Annotated in this window: 20 protein-coding genes; 4 read left to right on the forward strand and 16 right to left on the reverse strand. The window is 37.0% G+C overall.

What is annotated here, in order from left to right:
* Window positions 1-3: 3 nt before the first annotated feature.
* The 5 genes from ytpR to HCH28_RS11420 all read right to left on the reverse strand — a co-directional run bounded on the left by ytpR (window position 4) and on the right by HCH28_RS11420 (window position 3,780).
* Window positions 4-618 (reverse strand): YtpR family tRNA-binding protein, encoded by a 615-nt coding sequence (gene ytpR, locus HCH28_RS11400; protein WP_221681019.1) that lies wholly within the window; start codon window positions 616-618, stop codon window positions 4-6.
* 2 nt (window positions 619-620) lie between these two features.
* Complete coding sequence (locus HCH28_RS11405) at window positions 621-1,439, reverse strand: DUF1444 domain-containing protein (RefSeq protein WP_221681020.1); 819 nt, start codon at window positions 1,437-1,439, stop codon at window positions 621-623.
* Between the two features lie 70 nt (window positions 1,440-1,509).
* Entirely contained in the window at window positions 1,510-2,028 is a 519-nt protein-coding gene (locus HCH28_RS11410; protein ID WP_221681021.1) for a hypothetical protein, read from the reverse strand.
* Between the two features lie 94 nt (window positions 2,029-2,122).
* Complete coding sequence (locus HCH28_RS11415) at window positions 2,123-2,644, reverse strand: DUF84 family protein (RefSeq protein ID WP_221681022.1); 522 nt, start codon at window positions 2,642-2,644, stop codon at window positions 2,123-2,125.
* 59 nt (window positions 2,645-2,703) lie between these two features.
* Window positions 2,704-3,780, reverse strand: coding sequence for a M42 family metallopeptidase (locus tag HCH28_RS11420; RefSeq protein ID WP_221681023.1), 1,077 nt, complete (start codon window positions 3,778-3,780; stop codon window positions 2,704-2,706).
* A gap of 164 nt (window positions 3,781-3,944) precedes the next feature.
* Between HCH28_RS11420 and HCH28_RS11425 the strand changes: the two genes are divergently transcribed.
* Window positions 3,945-4,259, forward strand: a complete 315-nt coding sequence (locus HCH28_RS11425) for a hypothetical protein (RefSeq protein ID WP_004226089.1) — start codon at window positions 3,945-3,947, stop codon at window positions 4,257-4,259.
* 52 nt (window positions 4,260-4,311) lie between these two features.
* On the opposite strand, the gene HCH28_RS11430 is transcribed toward HCH28_RS11425, so the two are convergent.
* The 7 genes from HCH28_RS11430 to pepV all read right to left on the reverse strand — a co-directional run bounded on the left by HCH28_RS11430 (window position 4,312) and on the right by pepV (window position 11,739).
* Window positions 4,312-5,538, reverse strand: coding sequence for a carboxylate--amine ligase (locus HCH28_RS11430; RefSeq protein ID WP_066037570.1), 1,227 nt, complete (start codon window positions 5,536-5,538; stop codon window positions 4,312-4,314).
* A gap of 128 nt (window positions 5,539-5,666) precedes the next feature.
* On the reverse strand, window positions 5,667-6,530 hold the full coding sequence (locus HCH28_RS11435; protein WP_221681024.1) for a YtnP family quorum-quenching lactonase: 864 nt from the start codon (window positions 6,528-6,530) through the stop codon (window positions 5,667-5,669).
* 11 nt (window positions 6,531-6,541) lie between these two features.
* Window positions 6,542-7,192 (reverse strand): tRNA (guanosine(46)-N7)-methyltransferase TrmB, encoded by a 651-nt coding sequence (gene trmB, locus HCH28_RS11440; protein WP_016991781.1) that lies wholly within the window; start codon window positions 7,190-7,192, stop codon window positions 6,542-6,544.
* 96 nt (window positions 7,193-7,288) lie between these two features.
* Window positions 7,289-8,218, reverse strand: a complete 930-nt coding sequence (locus tag HCH28_RS11445; protein WP_221681025.1) for a diacylglycerol/lipid kinase family protein — start codon at window positions 8,216-8,218, stop codon at window positions 7,289-7,291.
* Between the two features lie 3 nt (window positions 8,219-8,221).
* Window positions 8,222-9,226 carry a nuclease-related domain-containing protein gene (locus tag HCH28_RS11450; protein ID WP_221681026.1) on the reverse strand — a complete coding sequence of 335 codons (1,005 nt, stop codon included), beginning with the start codon at window positions 9,224-9,226 and terminating at the stop codon, window positions 8,222-8,224.
* A 224-nt stretch (window positions 9,227-9,450) separates the two neighbouring features.
* The gene (dat, locus tag HCH28_RS11455; protein WP_221681027.1) at window positions 9,451-10,305 is read right to left on the reverse strand and encodes a D-amino-acid transaminase; all 855 of its coding nucleotides are present in this window, start codon (window positions 10,303-10,305) and stop codon (window positions 9,451-9,453) included.
* 27 nt (window positions 10,306-10,332) lie between these two features.
* Window positions 10,333-11,739, reverse strand: coding sequence for a dipeptidase PepV (pepV, locus tag HCH28_RS11460; protein WP_004226076.1), 1,407 nt, complete (start codon window positions 11,737-11,739; stop codon window positions 10,333-10,335).
* 357 nt (window positions 11,740-12,096) lie between these two features.
* Here pepV and HCH28_RS11465 point away from each other — a divergent pair, with 357 nt between their 5' ends.
* The gene (locus tag HCH28_RS11465) at window positions 12,097-12,318 is read left to right on the forward strand and encodes a DeoR family transcriptional regulator (protein WP_004226074.1); all 222 of its coding nucleotides are present in this window, start codon (window positions 12,097-12,099) and stop codon (window positions 12,316-12,318) included.
* Window positions 12,319-12,634: 316 nt separating this feature from the next.
* On the forward strand, window positions 12,635-13,804 hold the full coding sequence (locus HCH28_RS11470; RefSeq protein WP_221681028.1) for an MDR family MFS transporter: 1,170 nt from the start codon (window positions 12,635-12,637) through the stop codon (window positions 13,802-13,804).
* Between the two features lie 59 nt (window positions 13,805-13,863).
* Here HCH28_RS11470 and HCH28_RS11475 read toward each other — a convergent pair whose 3' ends face one another.
* The 4 genes from HCH28_RS11475 to asnB all read right to left on the reverse strand — a co-directional run bounded on the left by HCH28_RS11475 (window position 13,864) and on the right by asnB (window position 19,998).
* Window positions 13,864-15,381 (reverse strand): GGDEF domain-containing protein, encoded by a 1,518-nt coding sequence (locus tag HCH28_RS11475; protein WP_221681029.1) that lies wholly within the window; start codon window positions 15,379-15,381, stop codon window positions 13,864-13,866.
* 166 nt (window positions 15,382-15,547) lie between these two features.
* Window positions 15,548-16,261: a pseudouridine synthase gene (locus HCH28_RS11480; protein ID WP_221681030.1), complete on the reverse strand. Its 714-nt coding sequence runs from the start codon at window positions 16,259-16,261 to the stop codon at window positions 15,548-15,550.
* A gap of 10 nt (window positions 16,262-16,271) precedes the next feature.
* Window positions 16,272-17,885 (reverse strand): putative polysaccharide biosynthesis protein, encoded by a 1,614-nt coding sequence (locus tag HCH28_RS11485; protein WP_221681031.1) that lies wholly within the window; start codon window positions 17,883-17,885, stop codon window positions 16,272-16,274.
* Between the two features lie 262 nt (window positions 17,886-18,147).
* Complete coding sequence (gene asnB / locus HCH28_RS11490) at window positions 18,148-19,998, reverse strand: asparagine synthase (glutamine-hydrolyzing) (protein ID WP_131521294.1); 1,851 nt, start codon at window positions 19,996-19,998, stop codon at window positions 18,148-18,150.
* A 286-nt stretch (window positions 19,999-20,284) separates the two neighbouring features.
* On the opposite strand from asnB, the gene HCH28_RS11495 reads away from it, so the two are divergent.
* Window positions 20,285-21,535 (forward strand): BaiN/RdsA family NAD(P)/FAD-dependent oxidoreductase, encoded by a 1,251-nt coding sequence (locus tag HCH28_RS11495; RefSeq protein WP_048393473.1) that lies wholly within the window; start codon window positions 20,285-20,287, stop codon window positions 21,533-21,535.
* The last annotated feature ends 13 nt before the right edge of the window (window positions 21,536-21,548 follow it).

The raw sequence follows: 21,548 nt of genomic DNA on the forward strand, positions 1-21,548 counted from the left end.
TTTTTATTTAGTTGGTGCTTCAAAAGCACTACCTACTATAGCATCCTCTGGTAATACTAAAATTCCTTTTTCAGATGGTGCATTAGGAATCGCTAATTCACGCGCTGAACAAAGCATGCCGTAAGACTCAACACCGCGTAAATTCCCTTCTTTAATAAGCATTCCTGAAGGCATTACGGCACCAATTTTCGCAACAACTACCTTCTGACCTGCTTCTACATTAGGGGCACCACATACAATTTGTAGTATCTCATCTCCTACATTGACTGAACAGATACTCAATTTGTCAGCATTAGGATGCTTGTCCTTTGTTTCTACATAACCAACAACAAATTTTGGTGAAAAATCAACATCAAGATTAATATTAGCTCCATTTTTTTCGATTGCCACTGCTAGCTGTGCTACTAATTCTGGTGTCACTTCTACTAAGCCTTTAGCATCTGTTTGGATGTAACTGCTCGCATTAAATAAATTGAAGGCTTTAATTTCTCCCGTTTGAGCTTCTCTTAAAATAGCAATATCACCAGCACGTTCTACTTCTGTTTTCACTATGGCCTCCGTTGCTAGTTGAACTAGTAAAACATCTCCTACATGCTCTTTGTTGTAAAATACGTTCATTGTTATTCTTGCTCCTTTTTCACTCTGTTTTTTGCTAAGATAAAGATTGGTTCTAGTTCCCCATCTTCATAAATAAAAGATAATGACGTAATCGGTACAGTACCGACTGCAAAGAAATGCATTGTCATCTGTGCTAATACATCATACCCTGTTTCATTACGAATATCACCTATAATTAATACATCTTGATGAGGCACAGATAATGTCATATCGCCCTCCACTTGTGCCTGCATTTCTTTTAAAAAGCTCTCATTTAAAATACGGCTAGCATCATAGCCATCATTCACATTGACAAAGTAAAAAATATTACCTGCTACCTCATCTTTTTTATAGGCGGTTGGTAGTTGTTTCACCGAAAAGCGTGCCATTTCTCGAATTTGTTCTACAGTTAATTGTAAGGCTTCTAGCATGGATTCATCAATAAAGCGATAGGTTTTACCTAAATCGAGTGCATAAAAAACGCGCGTTTCAGCTGTATGCTCAGTTGTAATAAAAGCATGCCCTTCTTTCGATTTCTGTGGATAAGAAGTGGCACGAATTACGGGATAAATCTGTGTAGTCGTTTGGAAACCCTGTTCTTTTTCTTGTACCATCGCATTAAAGGTTTGCTCAATTGTATATATAACTTCTTCAATCGCCGACTCTTGCTTCTCATTATATTTTGCTAAAATCCCAGGTAAGGAGAGCTCCATCCCTTTTTCAATCATCTTATGATTCAAGCGTAATTTATCGTACTTTTTATCAAAATGAAATTCATATTTCTCTTCAGTTAAATGCTTTTTTAATAGCTCGACTAGTTGTTCAGACTTCATTTGCTTCATCTTTTTCACATCCTAACTTCAAAATGAAACGGCTCACATGTTTGTGAACCGTTCTGTTCATTCCTTCTATTTACTTTATCTTAACCGAATGAACGATTTTCGTCATCTCACGCAAATTATTTTCAATTTGTTTAGCCTTTGAAATGGTTGTCATCTTCACACCACCACTACTTACAATGAGTTCCATTTCATTTTCTTCGTCCGTTTTTAGAACCGCTGTAAAGCCAAAACGACCATCCTTATCAAAAGTCGATTCCTCGATAATTTTGTCCGCATCATTTTCTTTTAAAAGACTATAATAAAGTTTACTGTCTTGTGCTTCACGATCATTGATAAAAAGAATGTAGCTTTCTTTTCCTTTTGAAATCACAATATTATAAGCATCTGAACTGTCTTCAATTTTAAAGTTTGAAGGTAAGTATAATTTGATATCCCCAATTTCTACTGTATGTTCTTCTGGCTCTTCAGCAAAAACCTTCTCCGTTAATTGGAGCCCATTAGCAATTTGATCATCAATAGATTGATTGCAGCCAGAAAGGACAAGAAGTAAAAGCATTAGGCCAATTGCTCTTAGCCATGAAAATAACATGTCTCTCTTCCTTTCACTACTAACTTTTTTCTATTTTAAAAAAATTATTCATAAGATGCAACCTAACTACCCTCTCGCCACTAATTCTTTTTAACTATTTTTGTGAAAATGTGAACAAATATTGACCAACCAAAAGCGAGACAATATGCTCAAACATCATCTGTCTACTCACTAAACCTTGCGTAAAAATACCTACAGCACCTGCACCCTGTCGAATATCTCGACGCTTTGTATATTGCTCCATAATCGGTCCAAGTTCTCCACCAGTTCTTATTTCCTGGGCAATTTCTTTTGGCAGAATAATTTGTGCGCCGGCAGCTGTAAACATTGTTCCGTCTGATACAGTTAATGCACCCCAGTTACAAACGTACATTTCATCATCGATTTCAGTTACGCCACCTTCTAAGCCAAATGATAATTCTGCATCCGTTAAAATCAATGCGTTTTTAGCACGATTCATTGCTCCTAATCTAGTTTCTTCATTACTTATCGGTTGATCTGATACTTCAGAAGCAGCTTTGACATGAGTAAAGAGAGAATCCTCAAAGTATTTGCGAACAATTACTTCAACTGCGTCTGTTTTGGCTTTATTGGTTGTGCCAATTGCTATCTTCATTTAATCCCTACTTTCTTTCCATAGAAAAAGATGCCTCTAAAAGGCATCTTCCTAACTTCTTATACATTAGCGTGAATTGTCTCCAATGTCGAACGATCTGCTTTTTTTACTAATTCAACAATTAATGCTTTGGCAGCTGCATAATCATCAATGTGAATAATTGACGCTGATGTATGAATATAACGTGAGCATACACCAATAACTGCACTTGGAACGCCATCGTTTGCCGTATGCACTCGACCAGCATCTGTTCCACCTTGGGAGACAAAGTACTGATAAGGGATATGATTGGATTCGGCTGTATCTAAAATAAATTCACGCATACCTCGATGTGTTACCATTGTACGATCTAAAATACGAAGTAAAGTACCTTTGCCGAGCTGTCCAAATTGACTTTTTTCACCTGACATATCATTGGCAGGAGAAGCATCTAGTGCAAAGAATAAATCTGGTTTAATCATGTTTGCTGATACTTGTGCACCGCGCAAGCCAACTTCCTCCATTACATTTGCACCTGAGTATAAATGTGAGCCTAATTTTTCGTGCTGTACTTCTTTCATTAATTCAATCGCTAGACCACAGCCATAGCGGTTATCCCAAGCTTTAGCCATAATTTTCTTCGGATTTGCCATTGGTGTGAATGGACAAATTGGTATGATGGATTGTCCAGGACGAACACCCATAGACATAGCATCTTCTTTATTATCAGCACCAACATCGATAAGCATATTTTTTATATCCATTGGCTTCGCTCGTTCTGCATCTGTTAATAAATGTGGTGGGATGGATGAAACTACACCAGGAATTGCCCCATTTTTCGTATATACTTCTACACGCTGTGCAAGCATAACCTGGTTCCACCAGCCGCCCAATGTTTGAAAGCGGATCATTCCATTATCTGTGATAGAAGTAACCATAAATGCAACCTCATCCATATGACCAGCAACTAATATTTTCGGTGCATCCGTAACATCGCTGTGCTTAACACCAAAAATACCCCCTAAATTATCTTGAACGATTTCATCCGAGTACTTTTCTAACTCAGAACGCATGAACGCACGTACTGCGTGTTCATTACCCGGAGCGCCTGGTAATTCTGTTAATGTTTTAAATAATTGTAATGTGTCCTCATTCATGATGACTCTCTCCCCACGAAGTAGAATATTCTTCCTTGCCTATTGTAACACAATTATTTCCGAATTCGAAATATTGATACATTTTCTAAAACCGCTAATTGTGAACGTGCATTCACTCTATAGGCTATGCTAAAATAAAGGTATAGAAAAAGGAGGAAAAAAGTATGAAATTACGTGATTTTTTAATTGGTGTCGCAACTGGCTTAGCTGCCGCAGTCATTATTAAAGAAGCTAGTGAAAAAGTTTCTCCGTTCGTACCTGCAGGACAAGTACTTGAAAACATAAAAAGAGAATTTAAAAAGGATTCGCCGATTGATGGTTCTTGGATTTTTATGAAAACTGAAGATTTCACAAACGGTATTATTACCATCCCAGTATATCGTGGGGGGATTTCGCGTATGCATGAAGGTGAGATGCAGACATTCGAATTTGCTGCCGATGCACGCTCTGGTGTTGTCGTGGAACTAACAGAAGTTTAATTATGTATATACAATAGAAGCCATCTCATAAAATGGAGATGGCTTCTCTATGTTATTCGGATAATCCTTTATTATTAAAGTACTTTTTATACTTACGATAATAATTTAAATTATTGAGTGTTAGTTTCACCCAACGCTTCGCATTCATATCCTCATTAAAGTAAAGAGAATTTGTGTATTTACCCTCACTAATTAATTTTTTTGCTTCTAGTTTGAGCTTTTCATTGGATGCATATTTGAATAATACACCTTTAGGAATAATCATCCATAAATGCTTGTCCTGCACATATGTGACTTCTTGCTCGATATTTAACATATGGTCATCCGCAACATACTTCATTAAATTATGCCCACTTGCTGTTACATAATAGCTAGAACGACCATTACGTAAATTGATTTCAAAAAGTTTATATTGCTTGTCTCGAATATCATATTTCATATCAAAATTCGCAAAACCTGTATAGCCAATGTCTTCTAGGAAGAAACGTACTTGATCCATTAATTCTTTATCATAGGTTGTCACGATGGCTGCATAACTTCCGATTCCTTCAGGAGAATGTTCTTCTAGAATAGGGTTACCTAGACACATCAGCTTCACTTTTCCATCCTTCCCTACATAGGCATTTAACACACGCATATAGGAATCATCCCCAGGAATAAATTCTTGAATAATCATTGTATCCTGATAAGTAGAGCTATAAATAGCTTTTAATATAGCCGTTTTTTCCGCTTCATCATGTGCAACAAATACTTTTTTCTTCCCAGGGAATTTACAAGCCCAATACTCTACAGAGTTTGAAGCCTTTAAAATAATAGGGTAAGCAAATGGTGGTGTAAAGTTTTCATAGTTGTCCGCTGTCACCGTTGTTGTACCTGGATATTTAAAATTATATTGATCACACATTTTATAGAAATTTTCTTTCAATAAAATTTCGTCCATCAACGATTCATCGATATAAGGTACGGTAAAATGCTCTTGTAACGCTGGTTTATTTTTGATGATCAGCTTGGCATAATCGTCCCCACATGCTAAAAGTAACAGTTTTTTATCAGCATATTTTTTTGCAACTTCTGCAAGGGCAGGTGCAAAAACATCTTGTTCATTTAAACGGTCTATTTCTTGAAATTGTAGGATATGGCTATCTTGTGTTGCTGTTAAATGAGAACGTCCTAAGACAAGTGGTTTTATACCATATGCTTCATAAAACGCACGTGCCATTCCATATGCATTCATATCTGATCCAAGTAAAACGGGTAAAAATGGTTGTTCAGTTGCCATGTTTATTTCAACTCTCTTTTGTATTTTAGTATCGTGTTAAGTGTATCATATTTTCTATCCTGTTCACGAACAAAAACGCGAGGTATTGACATTTTATATGCCAAAATACCTCGCCTTTGCTTGCTCTATTAAAATGTAATAACAGCTTGTCTACTACGCTCTAATTTATCCACAATCTCTTTACCTGACTCATCCCATCTAATCATACGGTAATAAGCATCGTGATAGAAAATAAAGCCATAGTTATTTGCAAGGGCTTCCTTCATCAGTCGCTCCTTTGCAAATACACTTGTCATTGGATAATCGTCATAGGCTAATACCCATAATGGATTTTGATGAGCATGAGTCGGCATAATATCTGCCATATGCAATAACACTTCATCATTTTGCGTTAGCTTAATGACAGCATGTCCCTCACTATGACCACCAGTATGAATCATTTCGATTCCAGGTACTACTTCCAATGACTCTTCGTAGGTTTCAACTAAATGCTGAACTGGCTCCCAATTTTCTTTCCAATAAGTATTTTTAGAACGGATATTGGGGTTACGCATTTCATCCCATTCAATTTTCGTTACAAAAATCTTGGCATTTGGGAAAGTCGGTACAAGTACATCCCCTTCCCACTGCGTTAATCCACCAGCATGATCAAAATGTAAATGCGTCATTAACACTGCATCAATATCCGCTGTCGTTAATCCTAACTCTTGTAAGCTATCTGCTAACGAAGATTCTTCTGTTACACCAAAGTTTCGTAGTTGCTTTTCATTTAATTTGTTAAAGCCAACACCCGTATCAATAAGGTAGTTTTTGCCCCCAAATTGAATAAGGATAGGTTCTGTTGGCAATTCAATTTGGTTTTTTTCATTGACTGGATATTTGCGGGACCAAAGAGGCTTTGGTACAACACCAAACATCGCACCACCATCTAGGCACGTAACACCCCCGTTTAGCCATGATAATGACATATTGTGAAACTGTAACTGATCCATCCATATTCCCCCTACAATTTAGTGATAAATTGCGATTCTAAGCGATAAATCGGCTGCCCCTTCGCAGAAAACTTCTCTTCATATTCCGTCATCACATTATCCTCTGGCATATTTGCATGCAGGTCGAGAGATACATACTTTAATAACATCCCATATTCAGACATACTGATTAAAGAATACTCGAAAAGACCTCGGTTATCTGTTTTAAAATGGACTTCCCCATTATCCACTAAAATCGACTCATATAATTTCAAAAAATCCCCGTGCGTTAAACGTCTTTTTGCATGTCTTGTTTTTGGCCAAGGATCTGAGAAATTCAGGTATACACGTGATACATCGTTTTTGTCAAAGAATTTATATAAATCTGCGCCATTTACTTTTAGTAACCGTAAATTCGCTGGAGATTTTGCCTCTAGCACTTTTTCTAGTGCACAAACAATCACACTATCGTAAAGTTCAATGCCAATATAATTGATTGTTGGATTTTGCAAAGCCATACCGGTCACAAATTGTCCTTTTCCAGACCCTACTTCAATATGGATAGGGTTGTCATTGCCGAAAACAGCCTGCCAATTTCCTTTAAAGTCTTCAGGATTTGGAATAATCACCTCTGGGTGATCTGTAATCATTTCCTCTGCCCAAGGCTTATTTCTTAATCTCAATGTTGTTCCTCATTTCTTTCTTATGAAATTATTGATTTTTTTATAGTATAACGTATTCCCTTATAATTCGCATGAAATTATTGCACCATGATATTTTTATAAATCCTTAACAATAACCTGCCAAGCATTTTTCTGTATTGTACAATGGATATTGGTCTCTTGATTGACAATGCCAATATAATTACCATCCGTATGGCAGTCAACCTTATCTGCTACGATAAGTTCAAAGACCTGCCCCTGTAAAAAAGTAACTTCCTTAAATTTTGTATGCTTTTCAAAAAACACAGTGACAAATACAAGTAATAATTTGATACGAGAAATATCATGTACAATCGTGATATCCACTTGCCCATCATCTGCTTTTGCGGCAGGTGATATTTTCATGCCGCCTCCAAAATAAGGTTGATTACTCATCGCCACAAACCACGTCTGCTGAAATTGCCATTCCTGTTCCCCTGAACGTATCGTTATGTCAAAGCGTTCAAAGCGAAATAACCCTCTAATTACAGCGACAGCATACGAAAGTTTGCCTAGTCCAATCTTATTGAGATAAAACTTAAGACGAGAAGTGTTAATTGATTTTGTCACAAAGGCATCAAAGCCTATGCCAGCATTATTAACAAATATTTCCTTTTTTTGATTACCAATATGAACGATCCCTGCATCCATTCTTACATTAGCCAAGGTAGTCTTTACATAATCCTCGATTTGCTGGGCATTGGAAAAGGTATGAAAATAACGTGCAAAGTCATTACCAGAGCCAGCACGAACTACACCAATTATGATGTATTTATTATGTATAACACCACTAACCACTTCATGAATAGTGCCATCACCGCCAACAACGACAAGCAATTTTTTCTCTTGTTGCTGGTGTGCCCATTGTTGAGCGATTTTCTGTCCATGTCCTGCATATTCAGTAAAAGCCACTTGGTAGGAAATCGTTAGTTGCTCTTGAAGTTGGAGCCAAACTTTTTTTCCTTTTCCATTCCCAGCAGCCTCATTGACAATAAATAGAATGTTCATAGATCATTCCTCTGTTGGCTGAGATGCTTGCTGCCAAATATCTCGGTTAAAGGAGGTGGTTTGGACCGTATTTAAAATTGTCTGCGCAGCTCGGATTTGCATATGCTTCATAGGAGAGGAAACTTTTCTTAAATGCTCTATCCATTCATGATAATTTCGACGATCAACAAAGCGAACCCCAAATGGTGAACCAGGATAATCAAAATAACCATTACGAGATAGCACAACCTTACGGATGGGCATATCAATATCCTCTTGTTTAAATAATTGCGACAGTACCGATTCCATCCGCCCTAAGTTAATTGTTGGATTCAGAACTTTAGAATCCTTCGTCCCTACTTTTTTAATCCAGAAGCGATCACTGCCACCTACATATACAGCTTGATTTTCAGCCTCTAAGACCGTAATACAAATACACTCTGTCGGCGACATTAACACTACATCTAGCTCTATAGGTGCTTTTCTAATTTGTAGTATTGGATAATAAAACAACAGATAATTATCTGGCAATGTTTGCAATAGCATACGGAGCAATGAGTCACGCATGAAGCGAGGATCTACATATGATTTTTCCCGTAATGTTGAACTGGCCCATTTCATTTGAAAATGAAAGAACTGATCAATAAACATTCGTTTCAACTCATGGATGGATTGTGGTGCATACACAATTTTAGGTTCAAATGTGAGCGTCGTTTCTTCTTCAGGAATGATATCCTCATCGCTAACAAGCTCATTTGATATTTCTACTTCTTCCACATCCTCCGTTGTTTCCTTTTGACGTCCAGCAAATAATTTTTTTATGAAGGAAAAACGTTCTTTTTCCTCGTAAGCCTCCGCTTCAGCCTCATTGTCGACATGTTGCCACTCGCTAATATCTTCTCCCAATTCCCACTGTCGCTTAATGCGCTCCCATTGGTTTTTCTTCAAGCGCACAAATTGTGTTGGGTATCTCGCTAAATCAATTTGATAGCGTGAAATGTAATCTTGTAATTTCACCAATTGTGCCATGTAAAGGTCACTCCATTCTTACTCACCATATCTATAGTTCTCTTTTATCTAGATTGCTTTGGTAGAAAAAAGAGGCATTGTATTCAATACATCGACAATTATTCTACAAATTTCAATCTGTAAAATTATTCATTACTATCCTTTTTATTTTACATGACGATACCAAACATTACATCCATAAAAAAGAGAACTACCCTTATCGATAGTTCTCTTAAACGGTTCTTTTATTTTGTATTCAAAGAAAGTGGTAATTTCGCCTCAAAAGCTTGTTGCAATTTACGCGTCCATTCACCTGGCACTCCAGTACCGATTTGGTTGCCATCCACATCAATAACAGGAGTAACTTCTGAAGATACAGAGGATACAATGATTTCATCCATTGTTAATAAATCAGCTTTTGTCATTGGTTCTTCAACGACAGGTAAACTAATTTCCTCTGCACATTTTAAAATGACCTGACGAGTAATACCGTTTAAAATGAAGTTATTAGCTGGGTGTGTATAAAGCTTACCATCTTTAATCCCATAAACATTTGCTGATGAACATTCTGTTACGATATCCCCTCGATGTAAAATTGCTTCGTAACAGCCCTTTTCAGCTGCCTCTTGTTTTGCTAATACTGCACCAAGTAAGTTTAAAGATTTGATATCACAGCGCAACCAACGAATATCCTCTACAAACGTAGCCTTAACCCCTTTTTCAAAGTTTTCATATGCACGTTCACCAGCTTTCACATTACCTGTTAATACAGCTGGGACACTCGCATCTGGGAAAACGTGATTACGTGAATTGGCACCACGTGTAATTTGGAAATAAACATGCCCTGTACCAAGATTATTTTTTTCAATCAGCTCATGTAATAATTTGTGTAAAACGTCTTTTGTATAAGGAATAACAAGACGAATTTTTTCGGCGCTTGCATAGAAACGATCAATATGCTCTTGTGCTGTAAACATATTTCCGTTATACACTTTGATTACTTCATAAATGCCGTCACCAAATTGATAGCCTCGATCTTCTGGTGATACTGCAATGGATCCTTCTTCAACAATTTGATCATTCCATAATGAATATGCCATGTTTTGTTCATCCTTTTCGTCTTTGAGTTATTTTTTTCCTGCAAGTTCAACAATTGCTTCAGCATAAATTGCCGCTGCTTTTACGAGGTTTTCAACGACAACAAACTCATCCGCTCGATGCGCTACATCTGGCTCCCCTGGGAACAACATGCCAAATGCCACGCCTTTTTTCATCACACGTGCATACGTCCCACCACCAGTTGATAATAAAGGTGTTTCTGTATCTCCCGTTTGACGTCTATATATAGCTGCTAATGTCTGGATGAATGGATCATCTTCGCTGACATAATGTGGCTTGGAGTCGTCTTGTATGTCTAGAGAAAACCCTTTTTCTACCGTTAAGCGTTGTGCTGCTGTTATTTTTTCATCGAACGGATAGGAAACTGAATAGCGCATACTAATTACTAAACTGCCACCTTTATGGACATCATAGCTTACGATCCCTGGATTTAATGTTGTTGGTCCTGACATTGTATCCTCAAACTGCAGATCGAGCTGACTACCATAATGATCCTGATAAAAAACATCTGCAATAAAGTCGACAAATTGTTTACTTGCTTCTGTCGTCAACTCTTGTTGTAAAAATGCTGCAAGATAAACAGCTGCATTGATACCTTTATCTGGTTCCATTGCATGGGCTGCTTTACCTTTGATAGTTATTATATAGCGAGACTCCTCCATTAATAAAGAGCCTTCTAGCTGATTTTTGCTTAAAAATGTTTGAAAATTCTGTTCGAATGATGCTGTTACATGCTGAATCATTGCTTTTGCAAAATCAGGTACCATATTTGAGCGCTTTCCTGCATTAAATAGTAGTAGTTGTTCTTTCGTTGCATCACCCACTTTATTTTGAGAGAACACAAGCTCTGCAATGCCTTTTTCTGCATTGATGAGCGGGAAATCTGCATCTGGTGCAAAACCAATTGTCGGCATTTCCTCCTGTTTAAAATAGTGGTCGACACAGCGAAATCCTGTTTCTTCGTCTGTACCAATAATCATTCGTACTCTTTTTTCTAACGGAATACCTGCATCTTTCACAAGTTTCATGGCCATCCATGCCGCAATCGTAGGCCCTTTATCGTCAATCGCACCACGTGCAAATAATTTACCATCAGCTACTGTGCCGCTGAAAGGAGGGTAAGTCCAATCTGCTTCTTCTCCAATTGGGACAACATCAACATGACATAAAATACCAAGTAAATCTTCACCAGTTCCCATTTCAATATGTCCAGCATAATTATTAACATTTTTCGTGAGCAGGCCTTCTTTTTGACCTTTTGCTAGTAACCATTCAAGCGCTTGAAGTGGACCATCTCCAAAAGGTACTTCAGTAGTTATTGTATCCTCATCGAGCACACTATTTATTTGCACAAGCTCCTGTAACTCTTGTATTAATTCGTCTTGCCTTTCTTTTGCAGCTTGTAACCAATCCATACCATGTACCTCCTTCAAAGTATTAACATTATTCTACACCTTACAACATATATGACAATCAGCTTTCTGACAACTATTTTCAGTAACTTCTACTGTCACTACCATATATAGCACGTTTTTCACGTATTCCCACAAAATACAGTATAAATTTTATATATTAATTGTAAATTTCTCTTGCATTCACTAGAAAATTAAGTAGTTTTTCTATATAATAAAGTTATCAGAATAATTGTTCTGACTATAAAATTAGAAAAGGGGATGTCTAAGGCAGCTACTTATTAGCCTAAGTGCACTCCGCACATATTGTCGTCCGCTAGTCTTTGCCAAGAGAATTAAGATGAAGGAGTGGTTCATTTAATGAAACCAACTACTGATCGAATGCTTAATCGTATTAAAGACGTGTACATGTTTATTTTAGACAAAGGAACCGTGTCTACACAGGATTTAGTCGAAGAGTTTAGTATCACTCCTCGCACCGTTCAAAGAGATTTGAACGTGTTAGCCTTTAACGATTTGGTGACGAGTCCAAGTCGAGGCAGATGGACAACGACGAAGAAAAAAGTAAAATTAACGTCTTAGTTTTACGTTTTGTACGTAAAGCATTATGTATGGAAAAAGAATGACCTTTCGTCGGGGTCATTCTTTTTTGTCGTAAGAAGATTATTAGATTTTTTGCCCACTTTGCTTACTGACTTCTCCGTAAATTGATGATTTATAAAGTGATTATTTACATCGCTCCTTTACCCTTCAATCTGAGCTACACATTTTAGCATAGTAGCATAAATCTGCGCGCCATTAGCTGCTCTGTTCTCTTTCAAGATTATTTTAACTATTTACAGTTGCTTAACAATCCGTTAAACTCGAAACATTCTAAATGTTGAGAGGAGGATTTTATATGACTTTGTCAAAGTTGTTTCATCCATTAGTTTGGATTATTTTAGGTGGGACAATTTTTACACGTATTGCAAGCTTTATGGCAATGCCTTTTTTAGCTATTTATTTACATAATGAAATTCAAGCCTCTCCCTTACAAATTGGATTGACAATCGGTATCGCGCCGCTCATTTCCACAGTAGGTGGATTTTTCGGGGGGTATTTAACAGATCGCTTTGGTAGAAAAAGCGTTATTCTATTAACAATTATCGTTTGGAGTCTTGTGTTCTTTGGCTTCGCAACGGTTCATGCTGTTTGGCTTTTTATCCTATTCAATGCTTTAAATGGACTTTGTCGATCATTTTTTGAACCTTCCACACAGGCATTGATGATTGATTTTACACCTGCCGATAAACGAAAAAGACTATTTTCCTTACGTTATACGGCCATAAATATTGCAGCGGTTATTGGTCCTATTATTGGCGTGTATATCTCACAGCTATCCAGTCCAAGTATCCCTTTTATGCTGACAGGGATGATGTATATTATTTACGCAGTGTTTTTATTTTTTGTGTTAAATCGCTATCAAATGCAGCAACCCAAAGCTGTTACACAAACAAAAATACTCAGTACATTCACGATTCTTTTGACAAATCGTGTGCTGCTTAGCTTCATATTGGGAGCCATTTTAATCAATATTGGGTACTCGCAATTTGACTCAACGCTACCTCAAATTATCGAATTAAAGATTGATGAAGGTGCGAAACTTTATTCGTTATTAATCTCTCTCAATGCAGCAGTTGTGTTATTACTACAATTACCTATTAGTATAGTATCAGAGCGCTTTTCATCTACAGCAACATTATTAGTAGGTGTACTGTTCTTTGCTATTGGATTATGTATGTTTGGATTCTCCAATAATTATACGCTCTATATCATTGCCATGATTATTTTTACCATAGGTGAAATCTTTGCCTTCCCTACAATGAATGTCATGATTGATGAAATTGCACCAGATACTCAAAAGGCAACCTATTTAGGTGCTGCACAATTTAAAAATTTAGGTGGCTTTATTGGCCCAATAATAGGCGGATGGCTCTTGACTCATTATATGAACGCTATGTTTCCAGTCATCGCTGTTCTTGTTTTATGTAGTTGTATCTTTTATAGAACAAAAATAGCAGCTCAATAATAAACGCCCCATTGCTATCAAAATAGCTAATTATGCTATCGATAGAATGGGGCGTTTTTTTAACTATTATAACCCTCGTCAGCAGCGACCTCTGCATAACTAGAATATTGATCCTTACCAGCATTTTTGGATTGATAAAGCGCTTTATCGGCCCGTTCAAATAAGCTCATTTCTGTATCCTCAGCATGATTATAAATGGCTCCGCCCATGCTCACAGACAACACAGACCATTTCTCGCTCACTTGGCCATCATATCTAACTGATCTTATTTGAGTCAAGATGTCCTCTGCCATGTGCTGCATCTGTTCCTCTGTTGTATCGTATAAAACAATGGCAAATTCATCCCCACCGAAGCGTACGACAAAGCCACTTTGTTTCACAACATGCTTTAAAATTTTCGCTGTTTCAATGAGGATATGATCTCCTTCTACATGACCAAATTGATCGTTTACTTGTTTAAAGTTATCTAAATCAATTAACAATAAACCTGGCACATTCATTTTTCTTTTTCTTAATAAATTATCAATTTTTCTAATATATGTAGCACGGTTATAAACACCTGTTAACGGATCGAAGGTAGCTAGGTGTATTGTTTTAGATAAAATTTTATTAATAACTAACAGCATAATAAAGGATGTTAGTAGGGCGATAGACAGTAAAAACCAAAATTGTTTCGTATTTTTTTGAAGAGCTTCCATTTTAGTGAAATTAATAAATTTCACATAGACAATTCTTTTGGATGACTCCCCTCTCACTGTCTCTGCTTCATAGGGCAGAAAACGATGTGTTTCTATATAACCATTGTCTAAAGCCTTTTCATACTCAACTGGCTCCATTGTTTTCTTTGCTAGCTCGAAGTATTCTTGAAATTTCTTAGATTGCTCCTGTACAGTGATTTTCTTCGATCTCGAATCATTAAAGAAAACGCCACCTGCATTAATAGCTTGCACATCCACTAAATCAATATATTTACCAATTAAGTACTGTGCAGTTTTCTCAAAATTAAAGGTTTGGAAGACAGGATCATTTAGTAGGTCTATACCTAACTCAAGCAAATATTTCTTATCATGTGTTGCCAGATAGCCAAATTTTCGATATTCTCCTGTTGATGTTGAAATATCAATGCCATCTGTAAAAAATTCGCCACTAGCGCGCCGTTCATCCAATAAAGCAGAAAAACGTTGACAACAAAGCGAGAAATCCAAGCCAATATCTTTGGCAAAAGTCGTGTAAACCACTGTATTGGATTGATCTACTATGTAAATATCCATACCATGTTTCTTTTTCATTTGCTGCAAATCCCAAGTAGCTACATTAGGGTTTTCATGGTAATAGTTTTTTAACTGTCTAAGCTCCTGTTCCATTTTGTCTGAAATAGTATTATCAAAATAAAAATGGGCATTATCAACAGTTTGCATATCTGTCAAAATATGATTTTCAATTAATATTTTATTCATGCTCACTTGTTTTTCTATCTCTGTTACCAGTATTTGTCGGTTCACATATGAAATAACAGCAACAAGTATGAGTGCAAATGCTATTAAAGATAGTAATAATTTAATACGCAGGTTCTTCATTTCATTGTCCTCTACTTATTTATACCATCGTCTTTTGGGAAACATTTCAAAATATGATACATTCTATGACTATATCACAATAACTCATTTCATATTATACAGTTACAGTCATATTACTGTATATAAAAATCCCCGATGCTATGTGAGGCATCGAGGAATAATATGTTTAATGATTGTTTTGTAAACCGTTTAGCTCTTCTGTAGTGAGCTCACGATATTCACCTAACGCTAGATTTTCATCTAATATCAGGCTTCCCATAGAAATACGCTTTAAATATGTTACACGTTTTCCTACAGCCTCAAACATTCGCTTTACCTGATGAAACTTGCCTTCTTGAATCGTTAGCTCTATTTCCGATTGCTGTGCAGACTTTAGAATCACAAGCTTTCCAGGCTTTGTAACATAGCCATCATCTAGTTCAACACCATTTGCAAATTTCTCGGCATCTTCTTCTGTCACAACGCCTTCAATCTGTGCGTAATAAACTTTTGGCACATGCTTTTTTGGAGACAATAAATTATGAGCTAATTGACCATCGTTTGTTAATAAGAGCAACCCTTCTGTATCTTTATCTAATCGACCAACAGGAAACGGTTGAAAATGCTGGTGTAATGGCTCTAATAAATCAATTACTGTTTCATCTCTTAAATCCTCAGTGGCAGAAATAACACCAGGCGGTTTATTCATTATAAAATAAACAAATTCTGTATAAACAACGCGCTCTCCAAACACTGAAACAATTTGCTGTTCTGGGTCTACATGTAAAGCTGCATCCTTGACATAAGCACCATCTACTGTGACAGCTTTTTGCTTTAATAACTGCTTCACTTCCTTACGAGAACCGTACCCCATATTTGCTAGTAATTTATCTAAACGCATCGTTCCACTCCTATTTCAATCCCAGTTTACTCATAATACGGGTTAATCGTTCACCTAATAGCTTTTGGGCTAAACCTAGGCGTAATGATAAAAAGCCATAAACAGCCGCACCAACACCCGCACAAATAATTGAGAATAGTAATGCTGAGAATTTACTATCAACTGGTCCCATTAGTAATTCCAATAATTTATGCACCATCAGCACGCTAATGGCCATCGCCATTGTCAATAAAGCAATTAGCATGACACGACGCACAACCATTTCTGATCGATAATTCAACGTTTTTCGTAACACAAGCATATTAATGATAATCGAAACACTATAGCCAATAGCTGTAGCTACTATTGCACCATCTGCCTCTAACCAGCGAATTAAAGGAATATTTAATGCTAGCTTTACGAAAATTCCAGATAATAAGCTGAAAACAATCCACTTTTGAAAATCAATTCCTTGAAGTAGTGCTGCTGTGACTTGAAATAACGCAAATAAAATAGCAACAGGTGCATAATGCGCTAAAATCGTTGCTCCCATTTCGCTTTCTGAATAAAGCATAAAATAAATTTCATTGGCTAATAGAGAAATACCAACCACAGCTGGCAATGTAATAAAGATTAAAATTTGATAGGTCTTATCCATTGCATGGCGGAGCGCTAAATACTCCCCCTGTGTAAAATACTTTGTAATTGTTGGTACAAGCGCCATCGAAAATCCAGTCGCTAGCATAACAGGGATGATAACAACTTTATGTGTCATAAAGTTAATCATCGATAAATAAGTATCTGTTACTTCTGCTAAACCAATGGACGTCATTGCTCCATTAAACGTAAGCATGTCGACTAATTGGAATAACGGATTGGCCACCCCTACAAACACCATTGGGATGGAATAGGTAATCACTTCTTTATAAATATTGGACATTGGTAACTGTGTGGAAGTCACACTTTGGCTACGTAATAAGTTAAATTCAGGCTGATACTTTTTCCAGTAATAATAAAGAACACCTAATCCTCCGATTGCCCCGATAAATGCAGCAAACACAGCAAAGGAGATGGCTGTCTCTGGTTTTCCTTTAAACACAATAACCACTAGGAACGATCCACCAAGTAACACAACAATTCGCACAATTTGTTCCACCAATTGTGAAACGGCAGTAGGCTCCATTTTGTCGTAGCCTTGGAAGAAGCCACGCCATAGACTCATAAATGGTACTACGATTAAGGCAAAACTAACCCATCGTATTACTGAAGCAATTTGTTCGACTGTAAAGACTTGTTCCTCACTCTTAATAACTAACCCTGCTATTGGCGTAGCAAGTAGAAAGAGGGCAATAAATGCTGCAAAGCCAGTCATCATCATAATAAGAATGCCAGATTTCATCAGCTTGCGACCCGATTGATAATCCCCCATGGCATTATATTTGGATACAAATTTAGAGACGGCTATTGGTGCACCTGAAATGGCGATTGCCAGCATAATTGAATAGGGAATATATGCATATTGGTAAAGCGCAATGTTCTTCTCGCCAACAATTGCATAAAACGGAAAAATATAAATTAATCCGAGTACCTTCGATAAAAACATCCCCATTGTTAATATCGCAGTACCTTTCATTAAATTGGACATCATACCCATCCATTCATTGTAAAATCAATATTATTATCGTAACACTTTAATGGCTCTTATAAAACATTTTCCTTACTCATACACGACATGCAAACGCTGTCACCTTGTAAATGATTTAAGTAAACCAATTGTAATCTTACCACATTTATAGGAAATGAGACGCATAAAAACACCAAAAAGTTCATTCATAAAGAAACTTGAAGAAAAAAGGCCTTAAAATAATCGGTGAGGAATTGAACATCCCCACCGATTAAGGTATTTCTTATACCATGTCCACAAAGAACTTTTTATACCATACTAGGAATACATAAACTGTCCAAATATAACGACCACGATTTGCTTTCCCTTCGTAGTGCTCATCTAGATAGCCAACTAATTGTTTTGTATCAAAAAATTCATTTGCAAAGTCAGTTGTAAACATTTCTTTTACCATACTGTAATACTTTTCTTCACGTAACCAGTGACGAATTGGCACTGGGAATCCAAGTTTCGGACGCTTTGCCCATTCTTCTGGCAATTCCTGATGTGCAGCTTGACGTAAAACATATTTTGTATCGATATCATTCACACGGTATCTTGAAGGAATATTTTTCGCTAACTCCATTACTTCCTTATCTAAAAATGGTACACGTAATTCAATCGAGTGTGCCATACTCATTTTATCTGCCTTCAATAAAATATCACCAGGCATCCAAAGATTTAGATCTAGATACTGCATTTTTGTCACATCATCATCGCCAGGCACTTCATCATAAATACGTTTTGTAATCGATTTTACAGATGGGGCATTTTTATAAGCTGGCTTTAAAACATTAATAGCATCTACTTCATCCCACACTACCGCTTCTCCAATAAAGCGCTCTTCTACTGTTTGAGCACCTTTAATAAGGAAATTCGTGTATTGATTTTTCGGTAGAGCTTCTGCCATCCCACGTAATGTTTTACGAAGACCTAATGGTAATTTTTCGTATTTTTGCATTCTTCCTGAGTTTTGATACCAAGCATACCCACCAAAAATTTCATCAGCACCTTCACCTGATAGGACAACCGTTACATCCTTTGAAGCAAGCTCCGAAAGGAAGTAAAGTGGCACTGAAGATGGATTGGATTGTGGTTCATCCATATGCCATTGAATTTTAGGTAGCGCTTCAAAGCACTCATCTGCTGTAATGTATCTACGTTCATTTTGAATATTCAACGTATCCGATAAATCTTTTGCAAGATTTGTCTCATTGAACATATCTTCATAGTCCGCAAACCCGACTGAGAAGGATTTATCTGGGCGTAATAAGGACGTAATATAACTAGAGTCAATACCACCCGATAAGAATGAACCAACTTTTACATCACTGATTTGATGAGCCTCTACAGATTCTTTAACAGTTGAACGAATTTCTTCAATATATTTTTCGATTGGTGCTTCTTTTGCATGGAATTTTTTATCCCAATATTGCACGATTTGCTTTTGTCCATTTTGAATTAGCATATAGTGTGCTGGTGGTAATTTAAAGACACCTTTAAAGAATGTTTCATCCATAGATGAATACTGGAATGTTAAATAAGGGCGAAGTGCCTGTTTATTTAACTCTTTAATAAATGATGGGTGTGGTAAAAACGATTTAATCTCAGAACCAAAGATAAACGTACCGTCAGTTGTATGCTCAGAGTAATACAATGGTTTGATTCCAAAGCCATCGCGCGCAATGAATTGTAAATCATTCTTTTTATCCCAAATACAGAAGGCAAACATCCCACGCAGTTTCTTCACAAAATCTACGCCATATTCTACATAGCCATAAATAATGACTTCACTATCTGACTGCGTTTTAAACGTATGACCTTTTTCAATAAGATCTGCACGCAGCTCTTGGAAGTTAAATATTTCTCCATTAAATACAAGCACAATATTGCCATCTGCACTATATAATGGTTGATTTGCTACGTCTGATAAGTCAATAATACTTAATCGACGGAAACCCAACGTCACTTTATCGTCACTATGAATACCACCGCTATCTGGTCCACGGTGAATAATTGTATTCATCATATTTTCTATCGTCTGATGATGATCAATCACATTTGTTCCATTAATATAACCTATAAATCCGCACATTCTATTTTTCACCTCATAATTTAGTGCATAACCTTTACCATAATAGCACGAAAAGACATTCATTTCATGCTGACAATGCTAATAAAGGAAAACTTTCATTCATCCAATTGTATAAAAAGAATATTGTGTTTCATTCTACTGTATAAGCTCTTCATCCCAAAAGAAGAGATAAAGAATTATAAAACACTTTTCTATTATTTTCAATGTCAAAGAAAGCCCCTCTCTATATAGACTTCATGTATAATAGGAAAGATTCCTAATTTGAACAGAAAGTGAGTTTCTAACTATGTATGATGTAATCGTGATTGGTGGTGGCCCATCTGGATTAATGGCGGCGATTGCTGCTGGAGAGCGCAAAAAGAAGGTGTTATTGTTAGAAAAAGGCACAAAACTAGGCAAGAAATTGGCCATTTCTGGCGGAGGACGCTGTAATGTTACAAATCGTTTGCCTGTTGAAGAAATTGTGAAACATATACCCGGTAATGGCCGTTTTCTCTATAGTCCATTTACCGTTTATAATAATGAAGATATAATTGCATTTTTTGAAGGACTTGGTGTCGCCCTAAAGGAAGAGGACCACGGTAGAATGTTCCCTGTATCCAATCGTGCACAAGATGTCGTTGATGCGCTGATTAGACAGCTACAACGTCTTCATATTGAAGTTCGTTTACACACAGCTGTCAGTAAGCTTCTAATGGATGAAGATAAAATTTTGGGTGTACGTCTTGCTGATGGCACAGAAGTCCGTAGTCAAGCAGTCGTTGTAGCCGTTGGGGGCAAGGCGGTTCCACAAACAGGCTCAACAGGTGATGGCTATCCTTGGGCTGAACGTGCGGGTCATACAATCACTACCTTATTCCCAACAGAAGTCCCTGTTATTTCAAAAGAAGATTTTATTCAAGCACGTGAGCTACAAGGACTAGCATTGCGTGATGTTGCTGTCTCCGTGCTAAATAAAAAAGGCAAGACACTCGTCACCCATCAAATGGATATGCTCTTTACCCATTTTGGTTTAAGTGGTCCTGCTATTTTGCGTTGTAGTCAATTCGTTGTGAAAGAATTAATGAAAACAGGCTATGAGCCCGTGACAATGCGTATTCAAACACTGGTACATTATAATGAAGAAACATGTCTACAATATTTAAATAAATTAATAAAAGAAGATCCGAAAAAGGCTGTGAAAAATGTTTGGAAAGGCATAGCACCTGAACGATGGCTCTTGTTCTTATGTGAGCGAGCACATATTGATGTTCAATTGACGGGCGCTGAATTATCCCAAGAGAAAATTCGTCAGCTAGCACGTTTACTAGTAAACTTCACCTTAACAGTGAGTGGCACACAGTCACTCGATAAGGCGTTTGTAACAGGTGGCGGTGTCTCTGTAAAAGAAATCGAGCCAAAAACAATGGCCTCAAAGAAAAAAGAAGGACTGTTCTTTTGTGGAGAAATTCTTGATATTCATGGCTATACAGGCGGCTATAACATCACTTCAGCCCTCGTAACGGGACGTATTGCAGGAATGCATGCGGCATTATAATAGAAGAAAAAGC

The organism is Lysinibacillus sp. K60, assembly GCF_019731275.1.
In the GTDB taxonomy this organism is placed as follows: domain Bacteria; phylum Bacillota; class Bacilli; order Bacillales_A; family Planococcaceae; genus Lysinibacillus; species Lysinibacillus capsici.